Source organism: Geobacillus sp. LEMMY01, from assembly GCF_002042905.1.
Taxonomy (GTDB): domain Bacteria; phylum Bacillota; class Bacilli; order Bacillales; family Anoxybacillaceae; genus Geobacillus; species Geobacillus proteiniphilus.
On record NZ_MVKA01000004.1, the window covers coordinates 24,771 to 40,000 of the forward strand.

The following is a 15,230-nucleotide window of genomic DNA, read 5'->3' on the forward strand; positions in this document are numbered from 1 at the left end:
GAAAAGATGAGCGTAATCTTCCCTACAACGTGTATGCGAACCTGATGAACCAATGCTTTCATATGACAGTTCCTAATGAAGTATGGTACGGCTGACATCCCCTTACATTCCTAAGAATAAAGTGTATCTCTATTAGCCGGTAATGAATTATGAGGAAATTGGAGTAATCCATTAGTGTGTATTTAATCGGGGGGGATAATTTATGATATTTGTTTGTCAAAAACATATAAGAGAGGGATTAAAGTTACTTCACATTCCTCATGTACAAAAAACATATAGTCGTTGCAAGTGTTATTTTTGCGGAAATTTAGCATATTATGAACTGTATTATAATGACTTTGTTAGCAAAAAAATAATAAGCTGTAGATGAGCATTTTTCATTACAATAATTTCCATGGTTAGAGAGACAAACAGGGAACCCCTTAGGCGACATGGAGCTGTTTTTTGATCACATCAATGGGAATCTCTTGCTTCGCGGCGTTATAAATGAACTCGACGACGCTGTGGCCTTTCCGCGATCGAAGAAGCTCCAATCCGGTGGAGAGGTCTTGCTGGGATTCCGCTATGCTGTACACGCAGGCCAAGAGCACCACCGCCCAATACCGTTTCACCGCCCGAATGTGGCGGACGCGGTATCCATCCAGCTTCAGTTGATCTTTCGCCTGTCGGAAAAAGCATTCGATTGTCCAACGCTGGGCATAGTAACGCAAGATGTCTTCATCGCCTAGCTCCCGGTCGGTGCTCAAGACGCAATGGAGATGTTCCGGTGTCATCGGCTGATCCGCCTTCCAAGCCAGCAGCACCACCGCGTCATCGAGGCCATGGATCGCCCCCTCATAGCGATACACGCGGTAACGCTCCTTCCCCACCGTGACGAGGCGGGTGTCTTGGGGCTCGATATAGCGGGCGAACTGCTTCGCTTGGATCGCAATGCCTTTCGGATAAAGAATCCGGTTCGTCTTGAGCATCGCGATGACATGAAATCCCTTGCTCAAGCAGGCTTCGATGAGCTTTTTGGACGGGTACCACGAATCCATGAGCACATACACCGGCCGATCCGGTTCCACCTTGAGTGAGGAAAGCATCTCGATCGCCAGGTCGATTTTGCTCCTTCCCGCCGCCTTATCATACAGACGAAACGCGAACGGAAACGCCTGCGTGAAGGTGTGCACCATCAGCCAAACGAGCGAATGCCCCCAGACCGATTGATGATCTTTGTGAGAGAAATGCCAACCACACCCTTGAATGGCGTGTGCAGCCCGTGACGAAGGCTTCGTTTTTTGGCAAATGGTATCATCAATCGAAACAAAAAGGGGTTGATTCTCCCGTTTGGCGATTCGCTTGATGCGATGAAGGATCCATTGCTGGAGTTTGCGAAGCAACGTCTCTTCATCCCAAGGGCTTTTCGTGAAAAAATGGCTGAGCGTTGTTCGATGATTGGGATGAAAACTCCAGTGATGGAGATCCGTCAGCGTTCCCGAGAATCCCTTGGTGGTCAAGGCATCGACGATATGAACGAGATGCTTCAGAACCGGCTTCGAGAAATGCAATGCCAACCCCAATGCGAAGAAAAACTTGTGGATTCCTTGATGATGTGCTAATCTATTCATGAGACATGAACCTCCTTGTGAATGGTTGGTTAGCACATCTATTTTAACCAAGGAGTCGGGTTCATGTCTCCTTTTTTGTTTGGTTGTCAATTTATGTTAGTGAATTTGCTCATCTACAGGAGAAAATAAAAAAAAGCACGTAACCAATCGAGTAGGTTAAGTGCTTTTACATTTGTAAGTAATTTCAGCAATTTCTTCGCTTGTCACATAAAACATATCATCGTCATCAGTAGCGTTTTGACAATAGTACTTTGGTTCAGTAGGATACACTTCTAAAACCGTCGCCTCTACACCATTCTTTAAACGAATGACATCTAACTCTCCAACATCCATTTTCAACCCTCCATTTTATTTTTTGCCTTGTTCTCATCAACAATATATACGGTTGTTAACCGTGGAGTGGATTCACCTTTTCGGATCATCCATGATGTTAGAACATACGCCTCACGGCCAGTAGGGCCTTTTAATTTAATAATCGATTCGTACCGATCTCCATAATTATCAGTCCCCTTATACTTAGCAAAGCTATTGGGAAGCTCTTTTAAAATGTTGTTTTTTAACTCCTGCCAGTTACTTAAATTATACCCTAGCAATTCATCAAATAAAATGGCTTTCGGTCCTCCCGATTTATGATTTTTATCCAAAGCGTAATTTGTGAGTTTTTGGTCAACGAATATAGCTCGCTCAATATTCGGAATGACGTTTGAAGCTCGTTTCGATTCTGGTACATAAAATTTATTATTCTTTTGATGAATAGAACTTAGCCACTCTTCATACGAAATCGAATCCACCAACCCATTCATCGACTGTCGTTTCTAGCCTTTTGTGTACTCCGATTCATCAAAATACGGAATCGTCGTCGTTCGGCAACGGACATGAAATGTCGGTGCCGTTGTGCCAGGTTTATAATTTTTTACCTCATACACTTTTCCGTCCATGCTTCGGCAAATGTCCGATGTCCGCATATCGAGCGTGGCTAAAATCTCATACTTCTCCATTCCTGCATCGCACGAAACCGAGCAAGATCCACTTGTTGAAATTCCTTGATCTTAAGGATCCGTCATTTTCACAGAAAAAATTGATTAAAAACCATTGGTACGTATTTTAATACGTGTTATAATATAATCAAGGAGGGAGGGAAATGAAGAGTTACTCTTCAAAGGAATTAATAAAAATCATACAACAAGATGGATGGTACATAGTAAGAACAAGTGGCAGTCATCATCAGTTTAAACATCCCAGTAAGCCCGGACTAGTAACCATCCCTCATCCAAAGAAAAACGTACCGATCAAAACAGTAAAAAGCATACTCAAACAGGCGGGGCTATTATAAGCCTCTCCTAAAGGAGGTTAACATATATGCATAAAAAAGACCGTTATATTTATCCAGCTATTTTCGATTACGGCAGCGATGGAATATCTGTTGAGTTTCCTGATCTTCCTGGCTGCTTTACTTGCGGAGATACAGAAGAAGAAGCTTTTAAAATGGCTAAAGAGGCGATGGCATTACACTTATACGGCTTGGAACAGGAAAATGAAGAGATTCCTCAGCCTTCAAAAGCATCGGAAATTCAAACAGAAAACAATCAAGTAATTGTTTTCATCGAGGTATGGATGCCACCTTTTAGACATGAAATGGAAAATAAAGCGGTTAAAAAGACGCTGACTATCCCGAAATGGCTTGATGATCTAGCGAAAGAACATAACGTGAACTACTCCCAAATTCTTCAAGAAGCATTAAAGAAGCATCTTGGCGCTACCGACCGATAAATAAATTATAAAAAAGCCTCTCCACCCACACAGGCAGAAGAGGCTTTCTTTTATGCGTTTTTTGATTTTTCTTTCGGCGCGTTCAATCATCGTTTGGACACTGCTGGATGATATACAGAGATAATTCGCAATCTCACTATATGTTAACCCGTGGTGCTAGATAAAATCGAGTAAACATAAAAATAGCCCTTGCCTGTGGATCTCCTGTAGAATGAAAGTGCCACCCAACATTCGAAAGGAGAATCCCCATGCAAGAGCACTTTCATTTTACTACAGATCAAGCGAAAATTCAAAAACAATACGCAGCGATTCAAATTTAGTGAACTAATGAGCACCTTCATCCAAAACTTATGATTTTCGTGGTCAAAATGTGGTCAAAACAAAAAGAACACCGGGGAAAACCCCAGTGTTCCAAGGCTTTTGCGGCGAGATTACATCATGCCGCCCATATCCGGCATGTTGTTGTTGCCTTTGTTTTCTTCCGGTTTGTCGGCAACGACCGCTTCTGTCGTCAAGACCATTGCGGCGACAGATGCAGCGTTTTGCAGCGCCGAACGAGTGACTTTCGTCGGGTCAACGATACCAGCTTCGATCATGTCGACCCATTCACCTGTTGCCGCATTGAAGCCGATGCCCGGTTTTTCGTTTTTCAGGCGCTCAACGATGATCGAGCCTTCCAGACCAGCGTTTTGCGCGATTTGACGAACCGGTTCTTCGATCGCGCGCAATACGATTTTCACGCCGGTTGCTTCATCGCCTTCCGCTTCGATGGCAGCGACTTTGTTGTAGATGTTCATCAATGCCGTACCACCGCCGGCGACAATGCCTTCTTCAACAGCCGCACGAGTCGAGTTGAGCGCGTCTTCGATGCGCAGTTTGCGTTCTTTCAATTCCGTTTCTGTCGCCGCGCCGACTTTGATGACCGCTACGCCGCCAGCCAATTTCGCCAAGCGTTCTTGCAGTTTTTCGCGGTCGAATTCGGACGTCGTTTCTTCAAGCTGCGCACGGATTTGGTTGATACGCGCTTTGATGCGATCCGAATCGCCAGCGCCTTCGACGATGGTCGTCGTTTCTTTCGTAACGACAACTTTCGACGCACGGCCGAGCGAAGCGATCGTTGTCGATTTCAATTCACGGCCAAGCTCTTCCGAGATCACCTCGCCGCCAGTCAAAATCGCGATGTCTTCGAGCATCGCTTTGCGGCGATCGCCGAAGCCAGGCGCTTTCACGGCAACCGCATTGAACGTACCGCGCAGTTTGTTGACAACAAGCGTCGCGAGTGCTTCGCCTTCGACATCTTCAGCAATGATCAAGAGCGGGCGGCCTTGTTGGACCACTTGTTCTAATACCGGCAACAGTTCTTGAATGCTCGATACTTTTTTGTCCGTGATGAGGATGTACGGATTTTCCAGAACAGCTTCCATTTTTTCCGTATCCGTAATCATGTACGGCGAAACGTAACCGCGGTCGAATTGCATCCCTTCGACAACGTCGAGTTCCGTCGTGAAGCCTTTCGATTCTTCAAGCGTGATGACGCCGTCATTGCCGACGCGTTCCATCGCTTCAGCAATCAATTGACCGACTTCTTCGTCAGCAGCCGAAATCGCAGCCACTTGGGCGATCGACTCTTTCCCTTTGATCGGTTTGGAGATGGCTTTTAATTCTTCAACAGCAACCGCAACCGCTTTTTCAATCCCGCGGCGGATGCCCATCGGGTTGGCACCAGCAGCCACGTTTTTCAAGCCTTCACGGATCATCGCTTGAGCCAATACCGTAGCGGTTGTTGTACCGTCCCCAGCGATGTCGTTCGTTTTGCTGGCGACTTCAGCGACAAGTTTCGCGCCCATGTTTTCAAACGGATCTTCGAGTTCGATTTCTTTCGCGATTGTTACCCCGTCATTCGTGATGAGCGGCGAACCGAATTTTTTCTCCAATACGACGTTGCGGCCTTTCGGACCTAATGTGACTTTCACTGCGTCTGCGAGTTTGTCCACCCCGCGCAACATCGCACGGCGCGCTTCTTCGCTGAACTTGATTTGTTTTGCCATACCCCGTTACCTCCTTAATGAATATTGTTGGACTGCGTGCCACAAGTTAAGTATCCGAGTTAAGCATCTAGCATGTTTTCGGAATGTTTATGTGATGAACGCATATATTAGCGGATGACAGCCAAAATATCGCTTTCGCGCAAAATTAAGTATTCTTTGCCGTCGTATTTCACTTCTGTGCCCGCATATTTCGAGAAGATAATGCGGTCGCCAACTTCGACTTCCGGAGCGATGCGTTGGCCGTTATCGAGCACGCGGCCTGCACCGACAGCGACAACGCGTCCTTCTTGCGGTTTTTCTTTCGCCGTATCCGGCAGCACGATACCGCTAGCCGTTTTTTCTTCTGTTTCCACGACTTCAATGACAATGCGATCGCCTAATGGCTTCAACACGGGGAACAACCTCCTTAACGATAGTTTTCACCGTTCTTATTAGCACTCATCACTATCGAGTGCTAACACACTTATAATATTAATGAACTTCTTTCGGTTTTGCAAGTAGGAAATACAAAAAAATAACTGTTTTTCTCTCCCGAGAGAAGAAAGGGCAATATAAGACGGCCGGCCTTGCCCTAAACCTCTGTCTATGCGGAGCCCTTTTTCATTATTGCACATTTCCAAAATCGATAAACGGCACCGGCCCATTTTTTTACAGCGATGAGACAGGCTTGGGGGGCGCAGTTTTCTTACTATTTTCGCCATACATGTGATACAATACGGATATAATTTGAAATAAAAGGGGTAGAGGGTTTGAAACGCAACCACTGGTACGTCATCATCACGTATATCGTCATGCAGCTGTCCGCCTTTGTCGGCGTGCCGCTTCTTCGCGCCCTCGGCGTCGGTCAAGGAGCGGAAAGCCGCCTCGAAGCCGCCAAACTGGCTTCCGGGTATTGGGCGATCATTAGTTTCCTGCTCGCTTTTGTCATTATCCTATGGCTGCTCCGCGGTGACCGCGACGAACGAATGATGCGGCGGCTGCCGCTCGCTTCCTCGTGGATGTGGGCGGTCTTGGGCGTCTTTTTGGCGCTCGCGGCCCAAAGCATCGCCGCCAACATCGAATGGCGGCTGCTCGGCATCAAACCAGGGTCGGAAAATACAAGGCAAATCATCGATATCATCCGCCTGACGCCGCTGTTGGTCGTCGTCACCTCCGTCATCGGCCCGATTTTGGAAGAGCTCATCTTCCGCAAAATCATTTTCGGCTCGCTTTATGAAAAATACAACTTTTGGCTTGCTGCGCTTGTCAGTTCGCTCTTGTTTGCCATTGTCCATATGGAGCCGGAACATTTGCTTCTGTACACATCCATGGGGATGGTATTCGCGTTTTTATACGCGAAAACCGGACGCATTTTCGTACCGATTTTCGCCCATGTCGCCATGAATACGTTCGTCGTCGCCATGCAGACGCTGTTGGCCGACGAGATTGAGAAAATGATGCGCCAGTCCGAGCTGCCGCTCGCCGTTTGGAGGGTTTGGCTATGATGCGAAACCCTCGGCTGTTTTCGCTTCCGTATTTCGTCTTAGGCTTGCTGTTTACGTATTTGGCCATCGAAAGTGCTCATGAAACGGTTTGGAACGTCTCCACCATCGCTTTAGCGGCGCTCGCTGCCTTTGATTTCGGCACCGCCCTTCGCCTTCTTTTCGCCTCAAAACGCTGACCCCCTTCCCGTGATTCGCACGGGAAGGGACCAGAACATCAATCTCATGACGGCGATCATATCGTGAAAATGGAAACGAAAAAACAAGAGGCCGGCCTCAAAGCCCTGTTTTGCGGCTTTTGAGACAGCCCCTTCGTTTGGCCCGGCCTTGCTCGCTTTCCTCTTAATGATCGATTTTTTAGTCCCGCCTCACTCATTGCCTTCCTCCTCGGCTGCTCGCTGCGCTTTCCGATAGCCGATGCGCGCCACCCAAATGCTTCCTTCATACAAAATGGTGAGCGGAATCATGACGATCACTTGCGACAGCACATCCGGCGGCGTAATGACCGCCGCTAAAATAAGCAGCGCCAAATACGCATACTTGCGGATGCGAACAAGAAGCTGCGGCGTAATAAGCCCTAAGCGGGTGAAAAACAGCACAACAATCGGAAGCTGAAACACGATGCCAAACGGCAGCACGAGCTGAAGCAAAAACTGAAAATATTCATTAATGCCGATCATTTGTTGAACCCCTAGTTGGTCAGCCAGCTGGCTCATAAACCGAACGACAAACGGAAACAAGACGAAATAAGCGAAGCTGACCCCGGCTAAAAAAAGAACGATCGACGCCGGGATATAGCTTAACGTCACTTTCCGCTCTTTTTCATACAGACCGGGGCTGACAAACGCCCAAATTTGGTACAACAACACCGGAGCCGACAGAACAGCCGCGATGACGAAGGCAAACTGAAAATACACTTTAATCGGATCGGTGAGGCGAAAGGCGTTCATGGTCAAATGCTTCGCCTCGGCCGTTCGCTGCAAATACAAAATGACATCATCGACAAAAAAGAAACTAACGACAAGCGCCGCAGCAAAAAAGACAAGCACGATGATGAGCCGTTTCCGCAGTTCACCCAGATGCTCATACACCGACATTTCTTTGTCATTCATTGGTTCCCCATCCTGCCTTGTCATCGGTCGGTTTTCGTTTCTTCGTCATCAGCGAGCCCTTTTGTGGCGTCTTTAAACTCGCGAAGCGACTGGCCGAACGACCGCCCTAATTCCGGCAGCTTTTTCGTGCCAAACAGCAACAAAATCACAACAACGAGCAACAAATATTTCATGTGTTGTTCTCTCCTTTTTACGATGGCGATGGATAGTTTTTCAAAAAATAGACGAGCGACTGCAGCTCAATGGCTAAATCGATATGATGGACGCGAATATGGTTCGGCACGTTCAACCGTGCCGGAGTAAAGTTTAAAATGCCTTTAATTCCTTGCGCGACAAGGCGGTCGGTCAGCGCTTGAGCCGCGGCGGCCGGCACGGTTAAAATGGCGACCGGGATGTTTTCGTGAAGCCGCTTCTCCAATTCATCGAGATGATAGACCGGCACCCCGCCGACTGTCGTCCCTACCTTCCGCTCATCGACATCAAACGCCATCACGATTTTCGTATTGTTGTTTTTCGAAAAATTATAGTTTAAAAAGGCCGTGCCTAAATTGCCGACGCCAAACAAGGCGACTTCGGTCACCTCATCCTCTTCAAGCGTCCGGCGGAAAAACGACAACAAATAATTGACATTATACCCGTATCCCTTTTTACCAAGCGCACCAAAATAGGAGAAATCGCGGCGGATCGTCGCCGGATCAACTTTCACCGCCTCGCTCAACTCGGCAGAGGAGACGCGCTGCTTGCCGGAAGCGTGCAAGTTTTTCAAAAACCGATAGTAAAGCGGCAGCCGTTTGGCGGTTGCCTGCGGAATTTTCGGTTGTTCGTTGCTCATGATCTCATCCCCTAGCTAATCGGTTTTCCGTCGGTAATGGCCAGACTTCCCGCCCGTTTTTTCGACCAAATACGTCGGACCGATGACCATTCCTTTATCAAGCGCCTTGCACATATCGTACACCGTCAACGCACAGACCGAAGCGGCCGTCAGCGCTTCCATTTCCACTCCTGTGCTCCCTTTCGTTTTCACCGTTGCAGTGATGACGAGCTTATGCGCTTCTCCATCGTTTTCCCAAGCAAAAGCAATGTCCACACCCTTTAACATAAGCGGGTGACACATTGGAATAAGGTCAGCTGTCTTCTTCGCCGCCATCACCCCCGCCACTTGAGCGACGGCAAGCACATCCCCTTTCTCGATCGCGTTGCTCGTCATTTTTTCGTAAATTTCCCGGCTGACAGTCACGCTCGTTTGCGCCACGGCCACTCGCACTGTATCTTCTTTGTGCGTAATATCGACCATTTTCGCGCGCCCTTGTTCATTGAAATGAGTGAACGATGACAATACAATCTCCTCCATTTATACACTATACACGATTTTTCATCATTCGTCTTTGACCGTTTTCGCGACTTACGTTAAACTATTCGCGAGGTGAAATGACATGATCATTTTGCAAGTGCACGGGCTCACGAAATATTTCGGCGCTGACCTTATTTTATCGAATATAAAACTAGAAATACAGTCCCGCGACCGAATTGCCCTTGTCGGCCGCAACGGAGCGGGAAAATCGACATTGTTGAAAATCATCGCCGGTGAACTATCTTTCGACAGCGGCAAAATCATCAAACCAAACCATATCAAAATTGGCTATTTGGCGCAAAACAGCGGGCTCGACTCGCCGCGTTCCATTTGGGACGAAATGCTTGAGGTATTCACCCCGCTTCTAGGACTCGAAAAACAGCTCGCCGAACTCAGCATGCAACTCGGCGACCCGGATGTGCTCGCCGATCCAGCTCGCTATGAAAAAACGCTGAAAACGTATGACGAGCTGCAAGAACAATACAAAGAACAAGGCGGCTACCAATACGAAGCCGACATCCGCTCCGTTTTGCACGGGCTGCAGTTTTCCTCATATGATTATAAAACAACGCCGGTCTCGTCGTTAAGCGGCGGACAGCGGACGCGGCTTGCCCTTGGGAAATTGCTGTTGTCCAAGCCGGATTTATTGATTTTGGACGAGCCGACGAACCATTTGGATCTTGAGACGCTCGCTTGGCTGGAGCAGTACTTGCAAGCCTATCCCGGCGCCGTCCTGGTTGTTTCCCACGACCGCTACTTTTTAGACAAAATCGTCACCGACGTGTACGAACTGTCGAACGCCACGCTCAAACACTATGCCGGCAACTACAGCCGCTATTTGGAGCTGCGGGCCGAGCAATACGAACAAGAGTTAAGACGGTACGAGAAACAGCAGGAGGAAATCGCCCGGCTCGAAGACTTCATCCAACGCAACATCGCCCGTGCCTCGACAACCAAACGGGCGCAAAGCCGGCGAAAGCAACTGGAAAAAATGGAACGGCTCGAGCGGCCTGTCGGCGATGAAAAATCAGCCTCCTTTTCGTTCTCGATCGATCGGCCGAGCGGCCATGAAGTGCTCACCGCCGAAGACATAGCCGTTGGCTATGGCGACGGTGCACCCGTCATCCGCCAAATCAGCTTCCGCATCACGCGCGGCGAAAGCGTCGCCCTAGTCGGGCCGAACGGCATCGGCAAGTCGACATTGCTGAAGGCGATCGCCCGAAAACTCCCTATCCAAGCAGGAGAGCTCCGCTACGGCGCAAACGTCCAAATCGGCTATTACGATCAAGACCAAGCTGATTTGTCATCGAACAAACGGGTGCTTGACGAGCTGTGGGACGCCTACCCCGAAAAGACGGAAAAAGAAATTCGCACTGTGCTCGGCAACTTCCTGTTTTCCGGCGATGATGCCTTAAAACCGGTCTCCGCTTTAAGCGGCGGGGAGAAAGCACGCCTGGCGCTCGCCAAGCTGATGCTGCAAAAAGCAAATGTCCTCCTTTTGGACGAACCGACAAACCATCTAGACCTCGACAGCAAAGAAGTGCTCGAGCAAGCGCTCATCGACTACCCGGGAACGATTTTGTTCGTTTCCCACGACCGCTATTTCATCAACCGAATCGCAACAAAGGTGTTTGAACTTTCCAGCGGAGGCCTAACTGAATACTTAGGCGACTATGATTACTACATCGCCAAAAAAGAAGAAATGCGCGAACTGGCGCTCCTGAACGTCCGCCCGACAGAAACGGCAAGCGATTCGGCCAAAACGACGTACGAGCAAGAAAAAGAGGAAAAAAAACGGCGGCGCCAGCGCCAACGCCGCTTGGATGAAATCGAAGCCGAGATTGCAGCGCTTGAAGCACAAATCGTTGAGATCGAGCAGCAACTTTGTGATCCATCCGTTTACGGCGATTATGAAACGATGCAACGATTGACTCAAGAAAACGACGAGCGGAAGCAGCGAGTCGAAACGTTATTGGCCGAATGGGAACAGCTTTATACTTCACTATAACTGACAACCCGCCTCTGGTTTCGGCGGGTTGTTTTTTAGTTAGTCACATTATCCACAAAAAAATCCACAATTTCTACCGTGGAATATAAGTTATTCACCAACTTTTCCACATTATCCACAAACAATAGCTTCCTTTTGCAGGAAAATCACTGTGTATTGTTTTTCTTATTGTTTATAGTGCTTTTCCGCCTTTTCCACATTGTCCACAGATTTGTGGATAAAAATATACACAAACTTTTTTCACACTAAAACAAAAAGGACGATTCGTTTGCCTGCCGCAAACGGATCGCCCTTCGGTGTCTTTCTCGTTTCAGCCCAACCGCCTAGACAAGCGGTAAGCTTGGATTGGCGTTGAGCGCCAAATCAGCCCACTTTCCTTGTTGATATAACACTGTTCCCGCAGCGGCAATCATCGCCGCATTGTCGGTGCATAGCGATAACGGCGGGATGACAAGCTCCACATCGGGGAGCTCTTTCATTTTATCCTGCAGTGCAGCCCGCAGCCCGCGGTTAGCCGCCACCCCGCCGGCGAGCAGCACTTGCCGTACGCGGTATTCTTTGGCGGCCTGCACCGTTTTCGTCACCAGCACATCGACGACGCTGGCCTGAAAGCTCGCGGCCATCTGTCTCGGATCGATCTCCTCGCCGCGCTGTTTCGCGTTGTGGAGCGCATTGAGCACCGCCGATTTTAAGCCGCTGAAGCTGAAATCATACGACCCTTCCTCAAGCCACGCTCGCGGCAAATCAATCACCGGCTCGCCCTCATGGGCCAACCGGTCGATGTGCGGTCCTCCTGGGTACGGAAGGCCTAAAGCCCGCGCCACCTTGTCATACGCCTCACCGGCAGCGTCATCGCGCGTTTCACCGATCACCGCAAATTTCCCATGCTCTTTCATGTACACTAGTTCCGTATGACCACCGGAAACGACGAGCGCCAACAGCGGAAACTTCATTTCGGCCACTAATTGATTGGCGTAAATATGACCGGCGATATGATGCACCCCAATAAACGGCAGTCCATGAGCAAACGCCAACGCTTTCGCCGCGTTCACCCCGACAAGAAGCGCCCCGACAAGCCCCGGTCCGGCCGTCACCGCCACCGCATCAAGGCCCGCAAACGATACGCCGGCCTGCTGCATCGCTTCCTCAATGACGAGCGTAATTTGCTCCACATGATGGCGGGAAGCAATTTCCGGCACGACGCCGCCAAACCGCCGATGGCTTTCCATTTGCGACGCCACCACATTCGATAAAATCTCTCTTCCGTTTTTCACGACCGCTGCCGCCGTTTCATCGCAGCTCGTTTCAATGCCTAATACATATACGTCTTCATTCATCTCAGCTTCACCCACATGACTAACGCGTCTTCAAAGTTATCCGGATAATACCGTTTGCGAATGCCTCCGTTGCGAAATCCAAGCTTTCGGTACAGCGACTGGGCGACATGATTGGACACGCGCACCTCAAGCGTCATCGTCGCCGCCCCGTGCTGCCTGGCCATGTCCATCAGGCGTCGCATGAGCGCTTCACCAAGCTTTTGCCCGCGAAACTGCGGCAACACGGCTACATTCGTCACATGCGCCTCATCGATGACAAGCCACATCCCGCCATACCCGATGATCTGCCCGTTGTACACCATGACGATATATTTGGCATAGCGGTTGTACATGAGCTCGTTGTAAAACGATTCACGGCTCCAAGGCGCAGTAAACGATGCCTGCTCGACTTGCACGACCTCATCAATGTCATGAACAGTCATTGGCCGAAATTGAACATTGATCCCCATCGTTCTGTTCCCCTTTTTGTTTCGCGAGCCATTTCGCCTCCGCCTCGGCAAGGCGGAGATAGTTCGGTACAAACACATGGGCGTTCTCGCGCTCTTTTTGTTTGCCGAGCATCACCAACTCGCTCGGACGCGGCAACGCCAAAGACGGCGGGGCCACGTGAACCCGTTCGCCTAAATGGCTCCGAAACAAATCGCTATATAGCGGTGCATCCGCACCAATGAACAATACATCCTCTTCCCGCTCGCTCAACCGACGCGCCCACTCATCCGCCGCCACAATGCGGTCCGCCTCAAGGCAGCGGAGCGCACCGCCTTCGTAGCGATAAAGCCCGGTGTAAATTTGTCCGCGCCGCGCGTCAAACAGCGGAACGATCACCCCAGGAAAATAGCGGCCATTGGCGGCGAGCACCTCAAGGCTTGATACCCCAGCGATCGGAATACCGAGCGACCAGGCAAGCGTTTTCGCAATCGTCACGCCGATCCGTACCCCGGTATACGACCCCGGCCCTTTCGCTACAACGATTAAATCGAGATCTTTCGGAGCAACGTCACATCGTCGAAGCAACAACTCAATGGCTGGCATCGCCCGGGATGAATGGTCTTTTTTCACATTGGTGATGAATTCCCCTTTCACGACATCACCATCTACCAACGCAATGCCAAGCGGCATATTCGATGTATCAATTCCCAATACTTTCATGACGGAAAAATCTCCTTGCACAACTGTTCATAACGCTCCCCCGACGGCTCAAAGCGAAGCAACCGCTCATCGCCGCCTCGATGAAACAAGGAAACGGTCAGCCGTTCCTCAGGCAACTGGCCGGCGATCAAATGCGCCCATTCAACAACCGTAACACCATCGCCAGCAAAATATTCGTCAAATCCAAGATCTTCCCATTCATCTTCAAGTCGGTATACATCCATATGATAAAGCGGAAGCCGACCATCATATTGCTTAATAATCGTAAACGTCGGGCTATTGACCGTTTGCGTAATGCCCAGCCCTTCAGCAAGACCTTTCGTAAACGTCGTCTTTCCCGCCCCGAGATCACCTTCTAACGCGATGACCATTCCCGGCTCAAGATGTTCCGCCAGCCGGCGGGCCACCGACTTCGTTTCTTCCGGAGAATGCACCAAAATTTCAATTTTTTTCATTTTGTTCTACCTTATCCCCTTTTATCATCTTCACTCTTGCTTTTGAAATTGTATCATATCCGAACATCTTGCCGCCACTTCCAAAACTAAAAATAGGCATAGGAGAAAAGGCAAAACAAAAAGGACGATCCCGCGCAGCCTTTTGGCTCGCTGACAGATCGCCCTGTTGCGCAATCGCCCCTAAAAAGAAAAAGGGAATGAGGCGTGTCGAAACTCCCTGGTGAATGAAGCTGCCTAGCAACGACCTACTCTTGCAGGGGCGCTGGCCCCAACTACCATCGGCACTGGAGGGCTTAACTTCCGTGTTCGGGATGGGAACGGGTGTTTCCCCTCCGCCATAGCCACTAGGCAAGCGGAAAAATAAACAATGTCAAGAAGGAAATTCATTCCTTCAAAACTAGATAACCGTCGGAAGAAGCCGCTCATAGGTCAAGCCCTCGATCGATTAGTATCCGTCAGCTCCACGTGTCGCCACGCTTCCACCTCGGACCTATCGACCTCGTCATCTTCGAGGGATCTTACCCGCTTYRCGCGGTGGGAAATCTCATCTTGAGGGGGGCTTCACGCTTAGATGCTTTCAGCGCTTATCCCGTCCGCACATAGCTACCCAGCGGTGCCCCTGGCGGGACAACTGGTACACCAGCGGTGCGTCCATCCCGGTCCTCTCGTACTAAGGACAGCTCCTCTCAAATTTCCTSCGCCCGCGACGGATAGGGACCGAACTGTCTCACGACGTTCTGAACCCAGCTCGCGTACCGCTTTAATGGGCGAACAGCCCAACCCTTGGGACCGACTACAGCCCCAGGATGCGATGAGCCGACATCGAGGTGCCAAACCTCCCCGTCGATGTGGACTCTTGGGGGAGATCAGCCTGTTATCCCCGGGGTAGCTTTTATCCGTTGAGCGATG

General features: G+C 49.7%; 20 protein-coding genes and 2 rRNA genes (1 of these 22 only partly in view). 5 read left to right on the plus strand and 17 right to left on the minus strand.

Annotated features, from left to right (window positions below; all coding sequences use genetic code 11):
* Positions 1–422: 422 nt before the first annotated feature.
* The 4 genes from B1A75_RS03290 to B1A75_RS03300 form a co-directional block, all read right to left on the minus strand.
* The gene (locus B1A75_RS03290; protein ID WP_139761702.1) at positions 423–1,610 is read right to left on the minus strand and encodes an IS701 family transposase; all 1,188 of its coding nucleotides are present in this window, start codon (positions 1,608–1,610) and stop codon (positions 423–425) included.
* Between the two features lie 156 nt (positions 1,611–1,766).
* Positions 1,767–1,943 (minus strand): hypothetical protein, encoded by a 177-nt coding sequence (locus B1A75_RS19765; RefSeq protein ID WP_161496663.1) that lies wholly within the window; start codon positions 1,941–1,943, stop codon positions 1,767–1,769.
* A 2-nt stretch (positions 1,944–1,945) separates the two neighbouring features.
* Complete coding sequence (locus B1A75_RS03295) at positions 1,946–2,413, minus strand: DUF6883 domain-containing protein (protein WP_079935738.1); 468 nt, start codon at positions 2,411–2,413, stop codon at positions 1,946–1,948.
* Between the two features lie 12 nt (positions 2,414–2,425).
* A complete protein-coding gene (locus B1A75_RS03300) occupies positions 2,426–2,608 on the minus strand; it encodes a minor capsid protein (RefSeq protein ID WP_239691282.1) in 183 nt (60 codons plus the stop codon).
* Between the two features lie 143 nt (positions 2,609–2,751).
* On the opposite strand from B1A75_RS03300, the gene B1A75_RS03305 reads away from it, so the two are divergent.
* Complete coding sequence (locus tag B1A75_RS03305; RefSeq protein WP_074044539.1) at positions 2,752–2,943, plus strand: type II toxin-antitoxin system HicA family toxin; 192 nt, start codon at positions 2,752–2,754, stop codon at positions 2,941–2,943.
* A 26-nt stretch (positions 2,944–2,969) separates the two neighbouring features.
* Positions 2,970–3,380, plus strand: a complete 411-nt coding sequence (locus tag B1A75_RS03310) for a type II toxin-antitoxin system HicB family antitoxin (protein ID WP_074044538.1) — start codon at positions 2,970–2,972, stop codon at positions 3,378–3,380.
* 431 nt (positions 3,381–3,811) lie between these two features.
* Here the strand turns inward: B1A75_RS03310 and groL are convergent, their stop codons facing one another.
* On the minus strand, positions 3,812–5,428 hold the full coding sequence (gene groL / locus B1A75_RS03320; protein ID WP_074044537.1) for a chaperonin GroEL: 1,617 nt from the start codon (positions 5,426–5,428) through the stop codon (positions 3,812–3,814).
* A gap of 107 nt (positions 5,429–5,535) precedes the next feature.
* Positions 5,536–5,820, minus strand: coding sequence for a co-chaperone GroES (gene groES / locus B1A75_RS03325; protein WP_013144057.1), 285 nt, complete (start codon positions 5,818–5,820; stop codon positions 5,536–5,538).
* 357 nt (positions 5,821–6,177) lie between these two features.
* Here groES and B1A75_RS03330 point away from each other — a divergent pair, with 357 nt between their 5' ends.
* Together B1A75_RS03330 and B1A75_RS03335 are read left to right on the plus strand one after the other, a co-directional pair.
* A complete protein-coding gene (locus B1A75_RS03330) occupies positions 6,178–6,912 on the plus strand; it encodes a CPBP family intramembrane glutamic endopeptidase (protein ID WP_033024544.1) in 735 nt (244 codons plus the stop codon).
* Positions 6,909–7,088 (plus strand): YdiK family protein, encoded by a 180-nt coding sequence (locus B1A75_RS03335; protein ID WP_033024542.1) that lies wholly within the window; start codon positions 6,909–6,911, stop codon positions 7,086–7,088. Before B1A75_RS03330 ends, B1A75_RS03335 begins: the two co-directional genes overlap by 4 nt.
* Positions 7,089–7,277: 189 nt before the next feature.
* Here B1A75_RS03335 and tatC read toward each other — a convergent pair whose 3' ends face one another.
* The 4 genes from tatC to moaC are packed head-to-tail and all read right to left on the minus strand — an operon-like array spanning position 7,278 to position 9,357.
* Positions 7,278–8,021, minus strand: coding sequence for a twin-arginine translocase subunit TatC (tatC, locus tag B1A75_RS03345; protein ID WP_074044535.1), 744 nt, complete (start codon positions 8,019–8,021; stop codon positions 7,278–7,280).
* 20 nt (positions 8,022–8,041) lie between these two features.
* Positions 8,042–8,194, minus strand: a complete 153-nt coding sequence (tatA, locus tag B1A75_RS03350) for a twin-arginine translocase TatA/TatE family subunit (RefSeq protein WP_074044534.1) — start codon at positions 8,192–8,194, stop codon at positions 8,042–8,044.
* A 17-nt stretch (positions 8,195–8,211) separates the two neighbouring features.
* Positions 8,212–8,853 carry a redox-sensing transcriptional repressor Rex gene (locus tag B1A75_RS03355; protein ID WP_031406012.1) on the minus strand — a complete coding sequence of 214 codons (642 nt, stop codon included), beginning with the start codon at positions 8,851–8,853 and terminating at the stop codon, positions 8,212–8,214.
* 15 nt (positions 8,854–8,868) lie between these two features.
* Positions 8,869–9,357 carry a cyclic pyranopterin monophosphate synthase MoaC gene (moaC, locus tag B1A75_RS03360; RefSeq protein ID WP_011229750.1) on the minus strand — a complete coding sequence of 163 codons (489 nt, stop codon included), beginning with the start codon at positions 9,355–9,357 and terminating at the stop codon, positions 8,869–8,871.
* A gap of 97 nt (positions 9,358–9,454) precedes the next feature.
* On the opposite strand from moaC, the gene B1A75_RS03365 reads away from it, so the two are divergent.
* The gene (locus B1A75_RS03365) at positions 9,455–11,380 is read left to right on the plus strand and encodes an ABC-F family ATP-binding cassette domain-containing protein (protein WP_074044533.1); all 1,926 of its coding nucleotides are present in this window, start codon (positions 9,455–9,457) and stop codon (positions 11,378–11,380) included.
* Between the two features lie 323 nt (positions 11,381–11,703).
* Here the strand turns inward: B1A75_RS03365 and tsaD are convergent, their stop codons facing one another.
* From tsaD to B1A75_RS03400, 7 genes are all read right to left on the minus strand, one after another.
* Positions 11,704–12,717, minus strand: a complete 1,014-nt coding sequence (gene tsaD / locus B1A75_RS03375) for a tRNA (adenosine(37)-N6)-threonylcarbamoyltransferase complex transferase subunit TsaD (protein WP_074044532.1) — start codon at positions 12,715–12,717, stop codon at positions 11,704–11,706.
* Complete coding sequence (gene rimI, locus B1A75_RS03380; protein WP_074044531.1) at positions 12,714–13,166, minus strand: ribosomal protein S18-alanine N-acetyltransferase; 453 nt, start codon at positions 13,164–13,166, stop codon at positions 12,714–12,716. The genes tsaD and rimI overlap by 4 nt, the downstream gene beginning before the upstream one ends.
* Entirely contained in the window at positions 13,126–13,866 is a 741-nt protein-coding gene (gene tsaB / locus B1A75_RS03385) for a tRNA (adenosine(37)-N6)-threonylcarbamoyltransferase complex dimerization subunit type 1 TsaB (protein ID WP_074044530.1), read from the minus strand. Before tsaB ends, rimI begins: the two co-directional genes overlap by 41 nt.
* A complete protein-coding gene (gene tsaE, locus B1A75_RS03390; RefSeq protein WP_074044529.1) occupies positions 13,863–14,321 on the minus strand; it encodes a tRNA (adenosine(37)-N6)-threonylcarbamoyltransferase complex ATPase subunit type 1 TsaE in 459 nt (152 codons plus the stop codon). Before tsaE ends, tsaB begins: the two co-directional genes overlap by 4 nt.
* Positions 14,308–14,562 (minus strand): hypothetical protein, encoded by a 255-nt coding sequence (locus B1A75_RS19770; RefSeq protein ID WP_161496662.1) that lies wholly within the window; start codon positions 14,560–14,562, stop codon positions 14,308–14,310. Before B1A75_RS19770 ends, tsaE begins: the two co-directional genes overlap by 14 nt.
* Positions 14,554–14,670, minus strand: a 5S ribosomal RNA gene (gene rrf / locus B1A75_RS03395). The genes B1A75_RS19770 and rrf overlap by 9 nt, the downstream gene beginning before the upstream one ends.
* 76 nt (positions 14,671–14,746) lie before the next feature.
* Positions 14,747–15,230: ribosomal RNA gene (locus B1A75_RS03400) — 23S ribosomal RNA — on the minus strand (it continues 2,447 nt past the right edge of the window).